Here is a 14243-nt window from a genome sequence, read left to right as displayed (position 1 = left end):
TCAGAAGGTACGTTCTTTGGGCGGAATGTAGTCGACAGTCAGCGGCTTGGTATGCACCGGCTTGTAATCGAGGTGACGGTCATGGTTGAAGAACAACGAGTGCTTCATCCAGTTGTCGTCATCACGCTTCTGGAAGTCATCGTGCGAATGAGCGCCACGGGATTCCTTGCGGGCATCGGCGGCGATCATGGTCGCCACGGCGGCCTCGATCAGGTTGTCCAATTCCAGCGCTTCGATACGGGCGGTGTTCCAGACCTTGGACTTGTCCTTGATCTGGGTGCGCTTGGCACGCTCGGCCACCTCGGCGATTTCCTTCACGCCCAAGGCCATGTTCTCGCTATTGCGGAACACACCGGCACGCAGCTGGATGGTCTTCTGCATCGCGCTACGCACGTCGTTCACCTCTTCGCCGCCGGTCTGGTTTTCCAGGCGGGCAATGCGCGAAAGGCTGTAGTCGGCGGCGTTCTCCGGCAGCGGCTTGTGCACCGGACGCTCGCGCTTGATGAAGTCGATCATGCTGTCGCCGGCCGATTTGCCGAACACCACCAGATCCAGCAGCGAATTGGTACCCAGGCGGTTGGCGCCGTGCACCGATGCACAGGCACACTCGCCCGCAGCATAGAAGCCATTGACACGCACTTCCGGGTTGTCGCCCTTGGGCACCATCACCTCGCCAAGGTAATTGGTAGGGATACCACCCATCTGGTAGTGAGTGGTCGGAATGACCGGGATCGGTTCCTTGATGGGATCGACACCAGCGAACTTGATGGCGATTTCGCGGATGGACGGCAGGCGGTGATTGATCACCTCCGGGCCCAGGTGATCCAGCTTGAGCAGCACATGATCCTTGTTCTTGCCGGCACCACGTCCCTCCAGCACTTCCAGCGCCATGCAGCGCGACACGAAGTCGCGCGGCGCCAGATCCTTCAGCGTGGGCGCATAGCGCTCCATGAAGCGCTCGCCATTGCCATTGAGCAGAATACCGCCCTCGCCGCGCACACCCTCCGTGATCAGCACGCCTGCACCGGCCACCCCAGTCGGGTGGAACTGCCAGAATTCCATGTCTTCCAGCGGGATACCGGCACGGGCACACATGCCCAGGCCATCGCCGGTATTGATGAAGGCATTGGTGGAGGCCGCATAGATACGCCCTGCCCCGCCGGTGGCAAACAGCACTGCCTTGGCATGCAACACATAGACTTCACCGGTTTCCATCTCCAGCGCGGTCACGCCCACCACGTCGCCATCGGCATCGCGAATCAGGTCCAGCGCCATCCATTCGACGAAGAACTGGGTATTAGCGCGCACATTGCGCTGGTACAGGGTATGCAGCAGCGCGTGGCCGGTGCGGTCGGCAGCGGCACAGGCGCGCTGCACCGGCTTCTCGCCGAAGTTGGCAGTATGGCCGCCGAAGGGGCGCTGATAGATGCGGCCCGATTCCACCCGGTCAAACGGCATGCCAAAGTGTTCCAGCTCGATCACCGCCTCAGGTGCAGTCTTGCACATGAATTCGATGGCATCCTGGTCACCCAGCCAATCGGAACCCTTGACCGTGTCGTACATATGCCATTCCCACTTGTCTTCCTGGACGTTGCCCAGCGAAGCGGAAATGCCCCCTTGCGCCGCCACGGTGTGCGAGCGGGTAGGGAAAACCTTGGATAGCACGGCCGTCTTGAGGCCGGCTTCGGAAAGCTGCAATGCTGCGCGCATGCCGGCACCGCCAGCACCCACGATCACTGCATCGAATTGACGTTTAGCGACGTTCGCCATTAGACACCCCACACCACTTTAACTGCATAAACAAAGCTACCGATCAGATACAGGATGGTCAGCACATGCAGGGTCAGCCTCAGCCCCAGAGGCTGGACATAGTCCATCCAGATATCACGCACGCCAACCCAGGCGTGCAGCAGCAAGGCGAGGATAGTGACGGTGCTCAGCACCTGCACCCAGGTGCAGGCGAACAACGCTTTCCAGCTATCGTAGCTGGCACCCGCGGCCAAGATTAGGAAGGCCAGCAGGCCTACGGTGTAAACCAGCATCACCACGGCGGTAACGCGTTGCAACAACCAGTCGCGCAAACCATAGTGCGCGCCGACGACATGGCGATTTACCACAGGACACCTCCGATGATGGCGGTAAGCGCCAGGCTGACAACCAGCACAGCCTTGGCAGTATTACGCGCAGTCTCGAGCTCCAGGCCCTTGTGCACGTCCAGGAAGAGAAAACGGATGCCGGCGCAGGCATGATGCAGATAGGCCCACAGCAGACCAATCAAGGCAAGCTTGACCACCGGATAGGCGATGAAGGACTTGAAGGCATCGAACTGCGTCTCGCTGGAGAGCGAGCCATGCAGTAGCCAGAGCACCACCGGGATGGCGAGGAACAGGACCACACCGCTGATACGATGCAGGATCGAGATGATGCCCGGGATAGGCAGCCTGATCTTCGGGAGATCAAGATGCTTGGGCCGTTTTTTCTCCATGACGCGATTCCTTATTTTGTTTGAGTCACAGTGCAAGCCGCTGCACCGTTGCCCCGCGGCAGTACCCGCGGGTGGCGCTGTCGGCACCGGCAAAACCGGCCAGTGCAGCAACGCCTGTGGCAAAGCCTTTCGATTGTAGCAAACGGATTTGCCATTACCGTCCAGCTTGGCCTTTATAAAACCGTCCCGACTACATTACCGTGTCATATCAGACACGATAGACGTAATGATCGGTGCGGCAACGCAACACCGACCATTCCACCGGCGTACTACTCAAACCACCCGCGGTCCTTGCCACTTCCAGGACAGGGCTATCGACCTCGACCCCCAGCAATCTGGCCTCCTCGCGCCCTGCCAGCCCCGCTCTGAACTGCGGCGGATTGGATACCACGCGCAAGCCGAATTCACGCCACCAGACGGTTCGCAAATTGCAATTGGCCTGCTTGATACGGCGAGCGTCCAAGCCATCGAAGCGCTCTGCCGGCACAAAACTTTCGATCACCGCATAGGGCTCACCCGACACCCTGACCAGTCGCTTGACCGCGATCAGGATGGCACCGCGCCGCAATCCCAATGCTGCAGCAGGCTCATCGCCGGCATTGCTGCGGGCGCAGGCAAGCAGTTCCACCGAGGTTTCGAGCGCCCGGTCCGACCCCGGCAATCCCGCCCGCCCCCAGTCGTCCTGCGCCTGGGCAATGAAGGTTCCCAGCCCCTGGCGGCGCACCAGCACGCCCTCACCCACCAAGCTGTCGAGCCCCTTGCGCACCGTTCCCTGGCTGACGCCAAAGCGGTCAGCCAATTCAAACTCACTGGGCAAGGCCGACCCGGCATCCCACTCGCCCTGCTCTATGCCTGCAAGGATGCGCCCGCGCACTTGCGTGTACAGAGGCTGGCGACCTGGGAGTTCGGCCGGGTGACGGCCGGATGCTGCGGACATGGACGACTCGCGGGAAGCGGGATTTCGCGCTTTATACGCCACCGCCGCGCCGCTGTCCATCCCGGTCTTATATAAGACACAAGATTGCAATGCAACAAAGTCACCCTTCAACCGTATTCCGGGTGATTTCAGCAGCTTGAGATGCTAGACTCGTCCTGATTGCTGTGCTGCCACATGAAAACCCTTGCCTCTCTCGCTCGCTGACACTTTGAAGTGAACGATTGCTGCAACTGGTGGCCACACTCGCCTCTCCCTACTTAAAGCTCTCCAGGAGTTCCAACGATGAAGAAACCCGTTCGCGTTGCCGTTACCGGCGCTGCCGGCCAGATCGGTTACAGCCTCTTGTTCCGCATTGCCTCTGGCGAGATGCTGGGCAAGGATCAGCCCGTCATTCTGCAACTGCTGGAACTGCCGCTGGAGAAGGCCCAGGCCGCACTCAAAGGCGTGATCATGGAGCTGGAAGACTGCGCCTTCCCGCTGCTGGCCGGTGTAGTCGGCACCGATGACGCTGAAGTCGCCTTCAAGGATGTCGACGTGGCACTGCTGGTTGGCGCCCGCCCTCGCGGCCCCGGCATGGAGCGCAAGGACCTGCTGCTCGAAAACGCCAAGATCTTCACCGCCCAAGGCGCCGCCCTGAACAAGGTCGCCAGCCGTGACGTCAAGGTGCTGGTTGTCGGCAACCCCGCCAATACCAATGCCTACATCGCCATGAAGTCGGCTCCCGATCTGCCGGCCAAGAACTTCACCGCCATGCTGCGCCTGGATCACAACCGCGCCCTGAGCCAACTGGCCGACAAGGCTGGCGTAGCCGTTGCCGATATCGAAAACCTGATCGTCTGGGGCAACCACAGCCCGACCATGTACCCCGACTATCGCTTCGCTACCGCTGCCGGCGCTTCGCTCAAGACCAAGATCAACGACGAAGCCTGGAACAAAGACACCTTCATCCCCAAGGTGGGCAAGCGCGGTGCCGCCATCATTGAAGCCCGTGGCCTGTCGTCGGCAGCCTCGGCTGCCAATGCCGCCATTGACCATATCCGTGACTGGGTACTGGGCACCAATGGCAAGTGGGTGACCATGGGCATTCCGTCGGATGGTTCCTACGGTATCCCCGAAGGCGTGATGTACGGCGTGCCCGTTACCTGCGCCAACGGTGAGTACACCCGCGTGACCGGCCTGGAAGTCGATGCCTTCTCGCGTGAACGCATGGATTTCACCCTGGCCGAGCTCGAAGAAGAGCGCGCAGGCGTGGCCCATCTGCTGGGCTGATTTTCACCCCTGCAGCGAAAGGCGAGCCCTGGCTCGCCTTTTTTGTTGCCCGTCATCGGCGTATAAGCAAGCCATGATGCCCTGAAACGGGCACAATACGCGCCGCGCGATGGACGGTAGCTGCAAACGCCGCCTCTCCTCGCTGCAAGAGCTAGGCTGATTTCACACCTCAACGCTTCCATCCGTTTGCCACCAACGTGACCGACACCCAGACGCCTGCCCCTCCCAAAAAACGCCTGCAGAAGTTGCGTGCCTTGCTACGACGCTATCGCAAACTGCTTTGGGCCACAGCAGGGCTGATACTCGCCGCCTTTATCGGTGCCGGCTGGTGGCTGCTGCGCGACCTCCCCTCCTTGGCCGAGCTGGACAACCTGCAAGCCAAGGTGCCGCTACGGGTGTTCTCCGACGACGGCATATTGATAGGTGAATTCGGCAAGGAGCGGCGCAGCCTGGTCAAGCTGGCCGAGATGCCGGCGCAGCTCAAGCATGCCGTACTGGCAATTGAAGACGCCCGTTTCTATGAGCACGGCGCTGTTGACCTGCAAGGCGTACTGCGTGCCGGGCTCGCCAACCTGGGTAGCGGCGGCCGCGGCCAGGGCGCCAGCACTATCACCATGCAGCTTGCCCGCAACATGTTCCTGACCAAGGACAAGACCTACACCCGCAAACTGCGCGAGATACTCCTGGCCTACAAGATCGAATCCGTCCGCAGCAAGGATGAGGTGCTCGAGCTGTACATGAACCAGATCTACCTGGGCCAGCGCGCATACGGCTATGCCAGTGCCGCCCGCATCTACTATGGCAAGGAACTCAAGGACATTACCCTGGCTGAAGCCGCCATGCTGGCAGGCCTGCCCAAGGCACCTGCGGCCTATAACCCGGTGGTCAATCCTAAGCGGGCACGGATACGCCAGGCGTATATCCTCAAGCGCATGCTGGAACTGAAGCTGATCGACAAGGCCAGCTACGAGCAGGCATTGGCCGAGCCACTCAAGCTGGCCGAAGGTGAGATGCAAACCTACCAGCCCCGGCCCAAGGCGGAATACGCCGCCGAGATGGCGCGCCAGCAGATGGTCGCCCAGTATGGCGAGAAAGCCTATGGCATGGGGCTGGTGGTACACACCACCATCAACTACACCGCCCAGCTGGCCGCCTGGGATGCCGTGCGCACCAGCCTGCTGGACTACGACCGACGTCGCAACTATCGCGGCCCCGAAGGGCAGATGCTATTGCCCCCGGCGGAAGAGGATCGCAATGACGCGATAGAAGAGGCACTGGAGACCCACCCCGATGCCGAGGAAATGATCGCTGCAGTAGTGCTGAAAACCAGCCCCCGTGAAGTGACCGTGCAGACCCGCGAGGGCGAAGCACTGGTCATCAATAGCAACGGCCTGCGCTTTGCAGCCGCGGGGTTGCGCAGCAGCGCCAACGATGCTTTGCGCATCAGGCCGGGCAGCATCGTACGCGTCATACAGAATGCTCAGGGCAAGCCCGAGATCGCCCAGCTACCTGAGGTGCAGGGCGCGCTGGTGGCATTGGCCCCCCAGGATGGCGCCATTCGGGCACTGGTTGGCGGCTTCGACTTCAAGGTGCAGAACTTTAACCGCGCCGCCCAGGCCTGGCGCCAACCGGGCTCCACCTTCAAGCCATTTGTCTATTCGGCTGCGCTGGAGCGCGGTGTCGGCCCTGCCACCATCGTCAACGACGCCCCCCTATCGATCAAGCTGGACCCCAAAGACGAAAAAGCCTGGGAGCCCAAGAACGACGACTACAGCCAGTCCGGCCCCATTACCTTGCGGCGCGGCCTGCAAAAATCCAAGAATCTCGTGGCCGTGCGGGTACTGGACTATATTGGCGTGCCCTATGCGCGTGATTACGTCACCCGCTTCGGCTTTGAAAAACGCCAAGTCCCCCCCTATCTGCCCATGGCTCTAGGCGCAGGCCAGGTCACCCCCCTGCAACTGGCACGGGGCTACACCGTGTTCGCCAACGGCGGCTTCCGTGTCGACCCCTACCTGATACGGGAGGTGCGCGACGGCAAAGGCAAGCTATTGCTCCAGGCGCAGCCCAGGATTGCCGATCAGAACGCCATCCGTGCCATCTCGCCGCGCAATGCCTTCCTGATGAACAACCTGCTGCAAGGTGTGGCTCAGCACGGCACAGCCTACCGCAGCAACGATATGGGCCGTACCGACCTTGCCGGCAAGACCGGCACCACCAACGAGGCGCGTGATGCCTGGTTTGCCGGTTATCACAACAGCCTGGTAGCCGTCAGCTGGATGGGCTTCGACCAGCCACGCTCATTGGGCACCAGCTCGGCTGGCAGCCAGTTGGCCCTGCCGCAGTGGATGCGCTTCATGACGCCCATGCTCAAGGGTCTACCCACTTACACCATGCCGCAGCCCACCGGCGTTAGCCAGCAGGGAGGCGAGTGGTACTTTGACGAGTTCACCCGGGGCAATGGCTTTGTCGCCGGCATAGGCATGCGCGGCGTCGCCATGCCAGAGCCCGAAGAAGAAATCGAGCTGCTGGAGGGCGAGGAAATCCCAACCGAGGAAGGCGAGCCCGAAGAAACCAGCGAGCCCGTGCCGGATGGGACGCAATCAGGGAAACGGGATCGCTGACCGGTAGGCCGGCGGGACGCAAAAAAACGGCGCATCGTGCGCCGTTTTTTTCTTTAGGGCCGCATCACTGCCAGCTGATCAGACCATAGTTCTTTTTGCCACGCTTGAGCAGTGTAAAACGGCCGAACAGGCGTTCTGCATCAACAAAGCCATGCTCCAGCGTAGCGGCCCGATTGCCATTGATACTGACTGCGCCGCTCTGGATAAAGGTACGCGCTTCGCTCTTGGACTTGGCCAGATTGGCGGCCACCAGCGCATCGATCAGGCCGGTCACCGACCGCTCCAATACGACACCGGGCATGCCATCCTGGGCCAGTTGCTCGAAGTCCGATTCGGTCAGGGCCGCAAGGCTGTCGCTGAACAGGCTTTGGCTGATACGCTGCGCCGCCTCGACCGCACCTGGGCCGTGAACGATGGCCGTCACCTGCTCCGCCAGGATGCGCTGTGCCTCAGGCTTACCTTCGCGGGCCTTGTCGGCCGCCTCGATGGCATTGATCTCGGAAGGGGACAGGAAAGTGAAATAGCGCAGGAAGGTGTACACATCGGCATCGGCCGTGCCCAGCCAGAACTGGTAGAAGGCGTAGGGTGAGGTCTTCTTTGCATCGAGCCAGATGGTGCCGGTCTCGGTCTTGCCAAACTTGGTGCCATCGGACTTGGTCACCAGCGGCAGTGTCAGGCCAAACACCTGCTGCTGGTTCAGACGCCGGGTCAGGTCGGTACCGGCCGTGATATTTCCCCACTGGTCAGACCCACCTATCTGCAGACGGCAACCGTAGCGGCGGTTCAGCTCGGTGAAGTCGTAACCTTGCAGCAGGCTATAGGCAAACTCGGTGAAGGAGATGCCCTGATCGTCGCGGTTGATGCGCTGCTGCACCGACTCCTTCTTGATCATGGCATTGACCGAGAAGTGCTTGCCGATATCGCGCAGGAAATCCAGCACGCTCATGGGGCCGAACCAATCGTGGTTGTTGGCCATGATGGCGGCGTTGGCACCGTCGAACTGGAGGAAAGGCGCCACTTGAGCACGTATCTTGGCTACCCAGCCCTCGATCACATCGGGCGTATTGAGCTTGCGCTCTGCCGACTTGAAGCTGGGGTCGCCTATCATGCCGGTGGCGCCACCCACCAGGGCAATCGGCTTGTGGCCAGCCTGCTGGAAGCGCTTGAGCACCAGGATGGGTACCAGGCTGCCAATGTGCAGGCTGTCCGCCGTCGGGTCGAAGCCGCAATAGAGGGTCACCGATTCCTTGGCCAGCAGTTCGTCGAGCGCCGCAGCATCTGTCGCTTGTGCGATCAGGCCACGATCTTGCAGATCCTGGATAAGGCTGGATTGGGACATGTAGGAACTCTCCACAGGGCAAACAAGGCACCGACACGGTGCCGCAAAAATCGGAACCGGTGATTCTAGCGCAAACCGGGGTACTACCCACATCCTATACAGTCATTGCATCAGCGCCGGTCATGAATTCAAGCCATGGATGGGCGCTGGCCACGCGGGCGCGGGAGCAAACCTGGCGCAGGACCTCAGGGCCTGTTCAAAGTTATTTCGCCTCGTCACCTATCGGGAAAAGATCCTGAACAGTCTCACAGACTGGTAGGCTATTGCCTCCCGACTTCGCCCCCCCAAGCGCCATGCCCACTCCCCAGCTTTATATCGGCCTGATGTCCGGCACCAGCCTGGATGGTATTGACTGTGCCCTGGTGGACTACGCAGGCACCGCCCCCCGGTTGCTGCATGCCACGCTACAGCCGTTTGCATCTGCCCTGCGTACCGCGTTGCTGGCCTTGCAAAGCCCGCAGACGGATGAGCTGCACCAGGCTGCGCTAGCAGCCAACGCACTGGCGGACGCCTATGCAGCCGCGATCACCGATACCCTGGCCCAGGCCGATGTGGCGGCCGCGCAGGTGCGTGCCATCGGTATGCATGGCCAGACCATACGGCATAGGCCCGAGCTGGCCTACACGCTGCAGATAGGCAACGCAGCCAGATTGGCGGAGCAGACCGGCATTACGGTGGTCAGTGATTTCCGCAGCCGCGACGTCGCCGCCGGTGGCCAGGGTGCACCGCTGGTGCCCGCCTTCCATCGTGGCTTGTTCGGCGCAGCTGCGCATCGTGCCATCGTCAACATAGGCGGTATCAGCAATGTGACCGATCTGCCCAGCCACGGCGAAGTGCGCGGTTGGGATACTGGCCCCGGCAATGTGCTGATGGATGGCTGGACCACCCGCCACCAGGGCTGGGCGTATGATGCCGATGGCGGCTGGGCCGCCACGGGCGCAGTCAATGACGTCTTGCTGGCGACCCTGCTGGCCCAGCCTTATCTGGCCCAGCATCCACCCAAGAGTACCGGGCGAGACCTGTTCCATCTACGTTGGCTGGATGCCATCCTGGCCCAGCTGCCGGCCATGCCGCCACAGGATGTGCAGGCCAGCCTGTTGGAATTCACAGCGCGCAGCATCGCTGATGAAATCAACCGACACGCTGCGCAAGCCAGTGAAGTCTATGTATGCGGCGGCGGCGCACGCAACAGCCTGCTGATGCGCAGGCTGGCCGCCTTGCTGGCCCCGCGCCGGCTGGACAGCACGGAGGTGTTGGGCCTGCATCCTGACTGGGTTGAAGCAGTGGCCTTTGCCTGGCTGGCTAAGCAATGCCTGGCTGGGCAGCCGGGCAACCTGCCCGCCGTGACGGGTGCAGCAGGCCCCAGGTTACTGGGCGCCATCTACCCTGCATGAGCATGGCCGAAGTGCTGTACTGGCTTGGCGGCATCGGGCCCTCGGCCAAATCTCAGCCAGGCTTTCTCGTGAAAATAGTAGGCCACGGTATTGACTGCGGGTTCCACCAAGGCCAGCGTGCTGCTGATACCTATGCTGCCCGTCAGCATATAGGCCACGCTGAAGGCCACCCCAAAGTGGGTAAGGGCAAATGTCGCGGTCTTGGCCATGATGGACTCCTTGGTGCTATGGCGCTTAAGTTGATGGCCCTATCATAGCGCCCTGCCATCCCAAGAAAAAATCAAACATTTCTCATGTAACGATAGCAATAACACTATCACCATCAAGCACAAACAGGCATTCTCATCAGGGCTAGATGACATAGTCCTGGCCATGGCTGGCCTTGAGCGCCTGCATGGCCGCATGGGTGGACAGATGCACCTGTCCGGACAGTTCGTCGAGAAAGCCGCTCTGCTTGAGCTGGTCCATCACCGGCCCCTTCACCACCGCAAAATGCAGCCTCACCCCCTGCTCCAGCAATACCCGGTTCAGCTCACGCAAACCTTGCAGCGCCGAGACATCAATGGCATTGACGGCCGACAGCACCAGCAGTAGCTCTCGTGTCCTGGGTCGCTGTCCCAGCATGGTCACCAGGCCGGCTCGCACGAAGCGGATATTGGCAAAGTACAGACTTTCATCTATCCGCACCGCCAGTATCTCGGGCTCGGTTTCGACTTCGTAGCGCAGCACATTGCGGTAATGTTCGGTGCCGGCCACCCGCCCCAGCACAGCCAGATGGGGTTGGCTGGTACGCCAGATAAACAGCGCCAGCGACAGGCCGACGCCCAGCAGGATGGCATCAACCACCCCCAGCACCAGCACACCCAGCAAGGTCGCCAGATAGACCAAGGCATCGCGTCTGTCGTAACGCCATGCCAGCCTGAAGATGGACAGATCGATCATCTGCGAGACTGCGACCACGATGGTGGCCGACAACACCGCCAGCGGCATGCTGGCGAACAGATCGGTAAACAACAGCAGGATCAGGGCTATCCAGGCCGCCGTTAGCACCCCCGCCAACTGCGTACGGGCGCCGGCCAGCTCATTGGCGGCAGAGCGGCCAAAGCTGGCAGACACAGGAAAGCCCCCGGTCAGGCCAGCCGCCGTATTGGCAGCACCCAGCGCCAACAGCTCCCTATCCGGGTCCACGCTTTCGCGGCGCTTGAGTGCAAGGGACTGGGCAATCGAATAGCTATCGACAAAACCGACCAGAGCAATGGCCAGTATGGCCGGCACGATGGCGCCTGCACTGGCGATATCCATGGCGGGCCAGGCCAATGGCGGTAAACCGGCCGGCAACACACCTACAGAGCGCACCGGCAAAGCCAGCAGGCTACTGGCGACGGCACCTGCCACCACCACCACGATGGGGAAAGCCTTGCCCCATAGATCGGCTGCCTGTGCACTCAGACCCAGTTTCTGCAGGCAGGGCTTGATCCAGCGCCGGCCGGCCAGCAGCAAGACCAGCGCCGCTGCGGACAGCATCAGTGCAGGCAGATTGGTCTGCGGCAATGCCCGCACCAGTTCGGTGGCAATCTGCCAGGCCGTAGCGCCATGGGCGCTGATGCCCAGCAGTTGCGGCAGCTGGCTCAGTACGATCAACAGCGCCGAGCCACTGACAAAGCCCCCCACCACCGAGTGCGACAGAAAATTGGCGATAAAGCCGAAACGCAGCCAGGCCAGGCCCATGCGCAAGACACCTGACAGCAGTGCAACCATGCCCGCCAGGGCCATCCAGGCGGCACTGCCCGGTGCAGCCATGCCTGCCAACGCGGTAGCGGTCATCAGCGAGGGCAAGGCAGCAGGCCCGACCGACAGGGTGGCGCTGGAACCCAGCAAGGCATACACCACCACCGGGACGATGCTGGCGTACAAGCCCGCCTGGGGTGGCAAGCCGGCCAACAGGGCGTAGGCCAGCCCCTGCGGAATCAACAGCACCAACAATGTCAGGCTGGCCAAAAGATCGTGAGGGAGATCGCCACGGCGATAATGTCTAAGCCAATCAGGCATGGCGGCACTCAGGAGCGAGGTGTGGGCAGCAGCGTATATAAGCCCATGCCGGCCAGCATGGCGAGTACAAATGGCACGAAGGCCGTCTCACCGGTCGCCAGGCCCAATAGTGCCGGGCCAGGGCAAATACCCGCCAGCCCCCAGCCCAGACCAAACAAGGCAGCCCCCAGCAGCAGGCTAGAATCCGGTTTGCCGGGCTTGGGTAGTTGCATCGGCAAGCCCAGCAGGCTGCGCTGGCGATGCCCTGCCCAGGCCAGCAATCCCGTCGCTGCGCAAATCCCGCCAACCATCACCAGGGCCAGGCTAGGGTCCCAAAGCCCGGCGATATCCAGAAAGCCAGATACCTTGGCTGGGTTCGCCATCCCGGCCAGCAACAAGCCCAAGCCAAACAATAGCCCCAAGAGGCCCGCGGTCAGTGACGATTTCATCTCAAGCTCCCAATACATGACGCATGATGTAAACCGTCACCACGGCAACCAGCATGAAGGTCATGGTGGCGATCAGCGAGCGCAGGGTTCCTCGCGCTAGGCCGCAGACGCCGTGACCACTGGTGCATCCCGACCCCAGGCGTGTACCAAACCCCACTAGCAGGCCGGCAACCACCAAGGTGACAGGGCCTGCTGCCACCTGGATATCGGGCAGGCGCCAACCCAACTGCCATACCAGCGGGGCCGCCAGCAGACCCACTATAAAGCTCAGGCGCCAGGCACGGTCGCCCTGGCCACCTCGGCTCAACAGCCCACCCACAATACCTGAGACGCCCATGATACGTCCCAGCAGCAGCGCAAAACCGCCCGCAGCCAGGCCTATCAGCGCGCCCCCAGACAATGACGCCAGCGGTGTGAAGTGCAAGGTATCAAGCTGCATGCGTAGTCTCCTTCTGATTTGGCGGACAGTACAGTTCGTACATCAAGCCCAGTACCCGGCTGACTTCGTCACTGGCCAGGCTGTAATAGATATATTTGCCTTCACGGCGGGTACTGACCAGCTGCTCGTTACGGAGCACGCCCAGTTGCTGGCTCAAGGTAGGCTGGCGTATCCCGGTCATGGATTCGAGTTCAGACACGGTTCTCTCCCTCTCCACCAGTTGGCAGAGCAGCAGCAAGCGGTCTTCATTGGCCAGCGCCTTGAGCAGCGCGGCGGCCTGGCCTGCCGCGCCACGCAAGCCTTCCAGCTGTTCTGGTGTCATCGTTTCAACCTCTCATGACAGACTGATGGTTGACACATTATACTTTTTTACATTATGTTTTCAAGAATATTGATTAGGAGCATACGTATGCATCCCGCCAACGCCCAGATTCAAGCCTTCCATGAGCCTGTTACCGGCACTATCAGCTATGTGGTGTATGACCATCGCGGCGGCCACGCTGCCATCATCGACCCCGTACTGGACTACGACCCCAAGGCAGGCCGTACCAGCACGCGCAATGCCGATCAACTGATAGGATTTCTGCAGGCGCAGCAACTGAAGCTGCAATGGATACTGGAAACCCATGCCCACGCCGACCATCTGTCAGCGGCGGCCTATCTGAAACAGCAATGTGGCGGCACCGTGGCCATCGGTGAGCATATACGGCAGGTGCAGGCCATTTTTTCCGGCATCTTCCATTTCGAGTCCAGCTTCGAGGCCGATGGCAGTCAATTCGACCGCCTGTTCCGTGATGGCGAAACCTTCCAGATTGGGACGCTGTCCGCCCAGGCCCTCTTCGTACCGGGCCATACGCCGGCAGATATGGCCTATCTGGTCGGTGATGCCGTTTTCGTGGGCGACACCCTGTTCATGCCGGACCTGGGTACCGCGCGGTGCGACTTTCCCGGTGGCAATGCCGCCACGCTGTATCAATCTGCACAGCGATTGCTATCCCTGCCCGACAGCACCCGCCTGTTCATGTGCCACGACTATCCGCCTGCATCGCGCAAGGTGCAGTGGGAAACCACCGTGGCCGAGCAGCGCGCCGCCAATATCCATATCCGCCAAGGCATCAGCCAGGACGAATTCGTCGCCTTGCGCGAAGCCCGTGACCGCACGCTGGACATGCCCAACCTGCTGCTGCCGTCGGTACAGATCAATATCCGGGCGGGCGAGATGCCCCCCGTAGAAGCTGACGGCCACCGTTATTTGCGCATTCCCTTGAACCGGCTTTGA

The 14243-nt window shown here is 61.3% G+C and carries 14 protein-coding genes; 4 read left to right on the top strand and 10 right to left on the bottom strand.

The annotated features are described in order from the left end of the window. The 4 genes from sdhA to QWZ03_RS11610 all read right to left on the bottom strand — a co-directional run bounded on the left by sdhA (window position 1) and on the right by QWZ03_RS11610 (window position 3422). Complete coding sequence (gene sdhA / locus QWZ03_RS11625) at window positions 1-1770, bottom strand: succinate dehydrogenase flavoprotein subunit (RefSeq protein WP_290332866.1); 1770 nt, start codon at window positions 1768-1770, stop codon at window positions 1-3. After that, a complete protein-coding gene (gene sdhD, locus QWZ03_RS11620) occupies window positions 1770-2117 on the bottom strand; it encodes a succinate dehydrogenase, hydrophobic membrane anchor protein (protein WP_284196283.1) in 348 nt (115 codons plus the stop codon). Before sdhD ends, sdhA begins: the two co-directional genes overlap by 1 nt. After that, a complete protein-coding gene (sdhC, locus tag QWZ03_RS11615) occupies window positions 2111-2485 on the bottom strand; it encodes a succinate dehydrogenase, cytochrome b556 subunit (protein ID WP_284196284.1) in 375 nt (124 codons plus the stop codon). Before sdhC ends, sdhD begins: the two co-directional genes overlap by 7 nt. A gap of 208 nt (window positions 2486-2693) precedes the next feature. Further along, window positions 2694-3422, bottom strand: a complete 729-nt coding sequence (locus QWZ03_RS11610; protein ID WP_290332865.1) for a GntR family transcriptional regulator — start codon at window positions 3420-3422, stop codon at window positions 2694-2696. A 282-nt stretch (window positions 3423-3704) separates the two neighbouring features. Between QWZ03_RS11610 and QWZ03_RS11605 the strand changes: the two genes are divergently transcribed. Both QWZ03_RS11605 and QWZ03_RS11600 read left to right on the top strand, forming a co-directional pair. After that, the gene (locus tag QWZ03_RS11605; protein WP_284196286.1) at window positions 3705-4691 is read left to right on the top strand and encodes a malate dehydrogenase; all 987 of its coding nucleotides are present in this window, start codon (window positions 3705-3707) and stop codon (window positions 4689-4691) included. Between the two features lie 197 nt (window positions 4692-4888). Then, the gene (locus QWZ03_RS11600; RefSeq protein WP_290332864.1) at window positions 4889-7315 is read left to right on the top strand and encodes a penicillin-binding protein 1A; all 2427 of its coding nucleotides are present in this window, start codon (window positions 4889-4891) and stop codon (window positions 7313-7315) included. Between the two features lie 64 nt (window positions 7316-7379). On the opposite strand, the gene tyrS is transcribed toward QWZ03_RS11600, so the two are convergent. Beyond that, window positions 7380-8654, bottom strand: a complete 1275-nt coding sequence (tyrS, locus tag QWZ03_RS11595) for a tyrosine--tRNA ligase (RefSeq protein ID WP_290332863.1) — start codon at window positions 8652-8654, stop codon at window positions 7380-7382. A gap of 293 nt (window positions 8655-8947) precedes the next feature. Here tyrS and QWZ03_RS11590 point away from each other — a divergent pair, with 293 nt between their 5' ends. After that, window positions 8948-10048, top strand: coding sequence for an anhydro-N-acetylmuramic acid kinase (locus QWZ03_RS11590; RefSeq protein WP_290332862.1), 1101 nt, complete (start codon window positions 8948-8950; stop codon window positions 10046-10048). Here the strand turns inward: QWZ03_RS11590 and QWZ03_RS11585 are convergent. From QWZ03_RS11585 to QWZ03_RS11565, 5 genes are all read right to left on the bottom strand, one after another. Then, a complete protein-coding gene (locus QWZ03_RS11585) occupies window positions 10036-10257 on the bottom strand; it encodes a DUF2061 domain-containing protein (protein WP_290332861.1) in 222 nt (73 codons plus the stop codon). The two genes, QWZ03_RS11590 and QWZ03_RS11585, sit on opposite strands and share 13 nt — an antisense overlap. A gap of 142 nt (window positions 10258-10399) precedes the next feature. Beyond that, window positions 10400-12097: a SulP family inorganic anion transporter gene (locus tag QWZ03_RS11580; protein WP_290332860.1), complete on the bottom strand. Its 1698-nt coding sequence runs from the start codon at window positions 12095-12097 to the stop codon at window positions 10400-10402. A gap of 8 nt (window positions 12098-12105) precedes the next feature. Beyond that, the gene (locus QWZ03_RS11575) at window positions 12106-12525 is read right to left on the bottom strand and encodes a DUF6691 family protein (protein ID WP_290332859.1); all 420 of its coding nucleotides are present in this window, start codon (window positions 12523-12525) and stop codon (window positions 12106-12108) included. 1 nt (window position 12526) lies between these two features. Continuing rightward, complete coding sequence (locus QWZ03_RS11570; protein WP_290332858.1) at window positions 12527-12964, bottom strand: YeeE/YedE family protein; 438 nt, start codon at window positions 12962-12964, stop codon at window positions 12527-12529. Continuing rightward, window positions 12954-13286: an ArsR/SmtB family transcription factor gene (locus tag QWZ03_RS11565; RefSeq protein ID WP_290332857.1), complete on the bottom strand. Its 333-nt coding sequence runs from the start codon at window positions 13284-13286 to the stop codon at window positions 12954-12956. Before QWZ03_RS11565 ends, QWZ03_RS11570 begins: the two co-directional genes overlap by 11 nt. Window positions 13287-13373: 87 nt before the next feature. On the opposite strand from QWZ03_RS11565, the gene QWZ03_RS11560 reads away from it, so the two are divergent. Next, a complete protein-coding gene (locus QWZ03_RS11560; RefSeq protein WP_290332856.1) occupies window positions 13374-14243 on the top strand; it encodes an MBL fold metallo-hydrolase in 870 nt (289 codons plus the stop codon).

It is taken from the genome of Chitinimonas viridis (assembly GCF_030409555.1).
Lineage (GTDB): Bacteria > Pseudomonadota > Gammaproteobacteria > Burkholderiales > Chitinimonadaceae > Chitinimonas > Chitinimonas viridis.
This window is presented reverse-complemented; position numbering and strand designations above follow the sequence as displayed.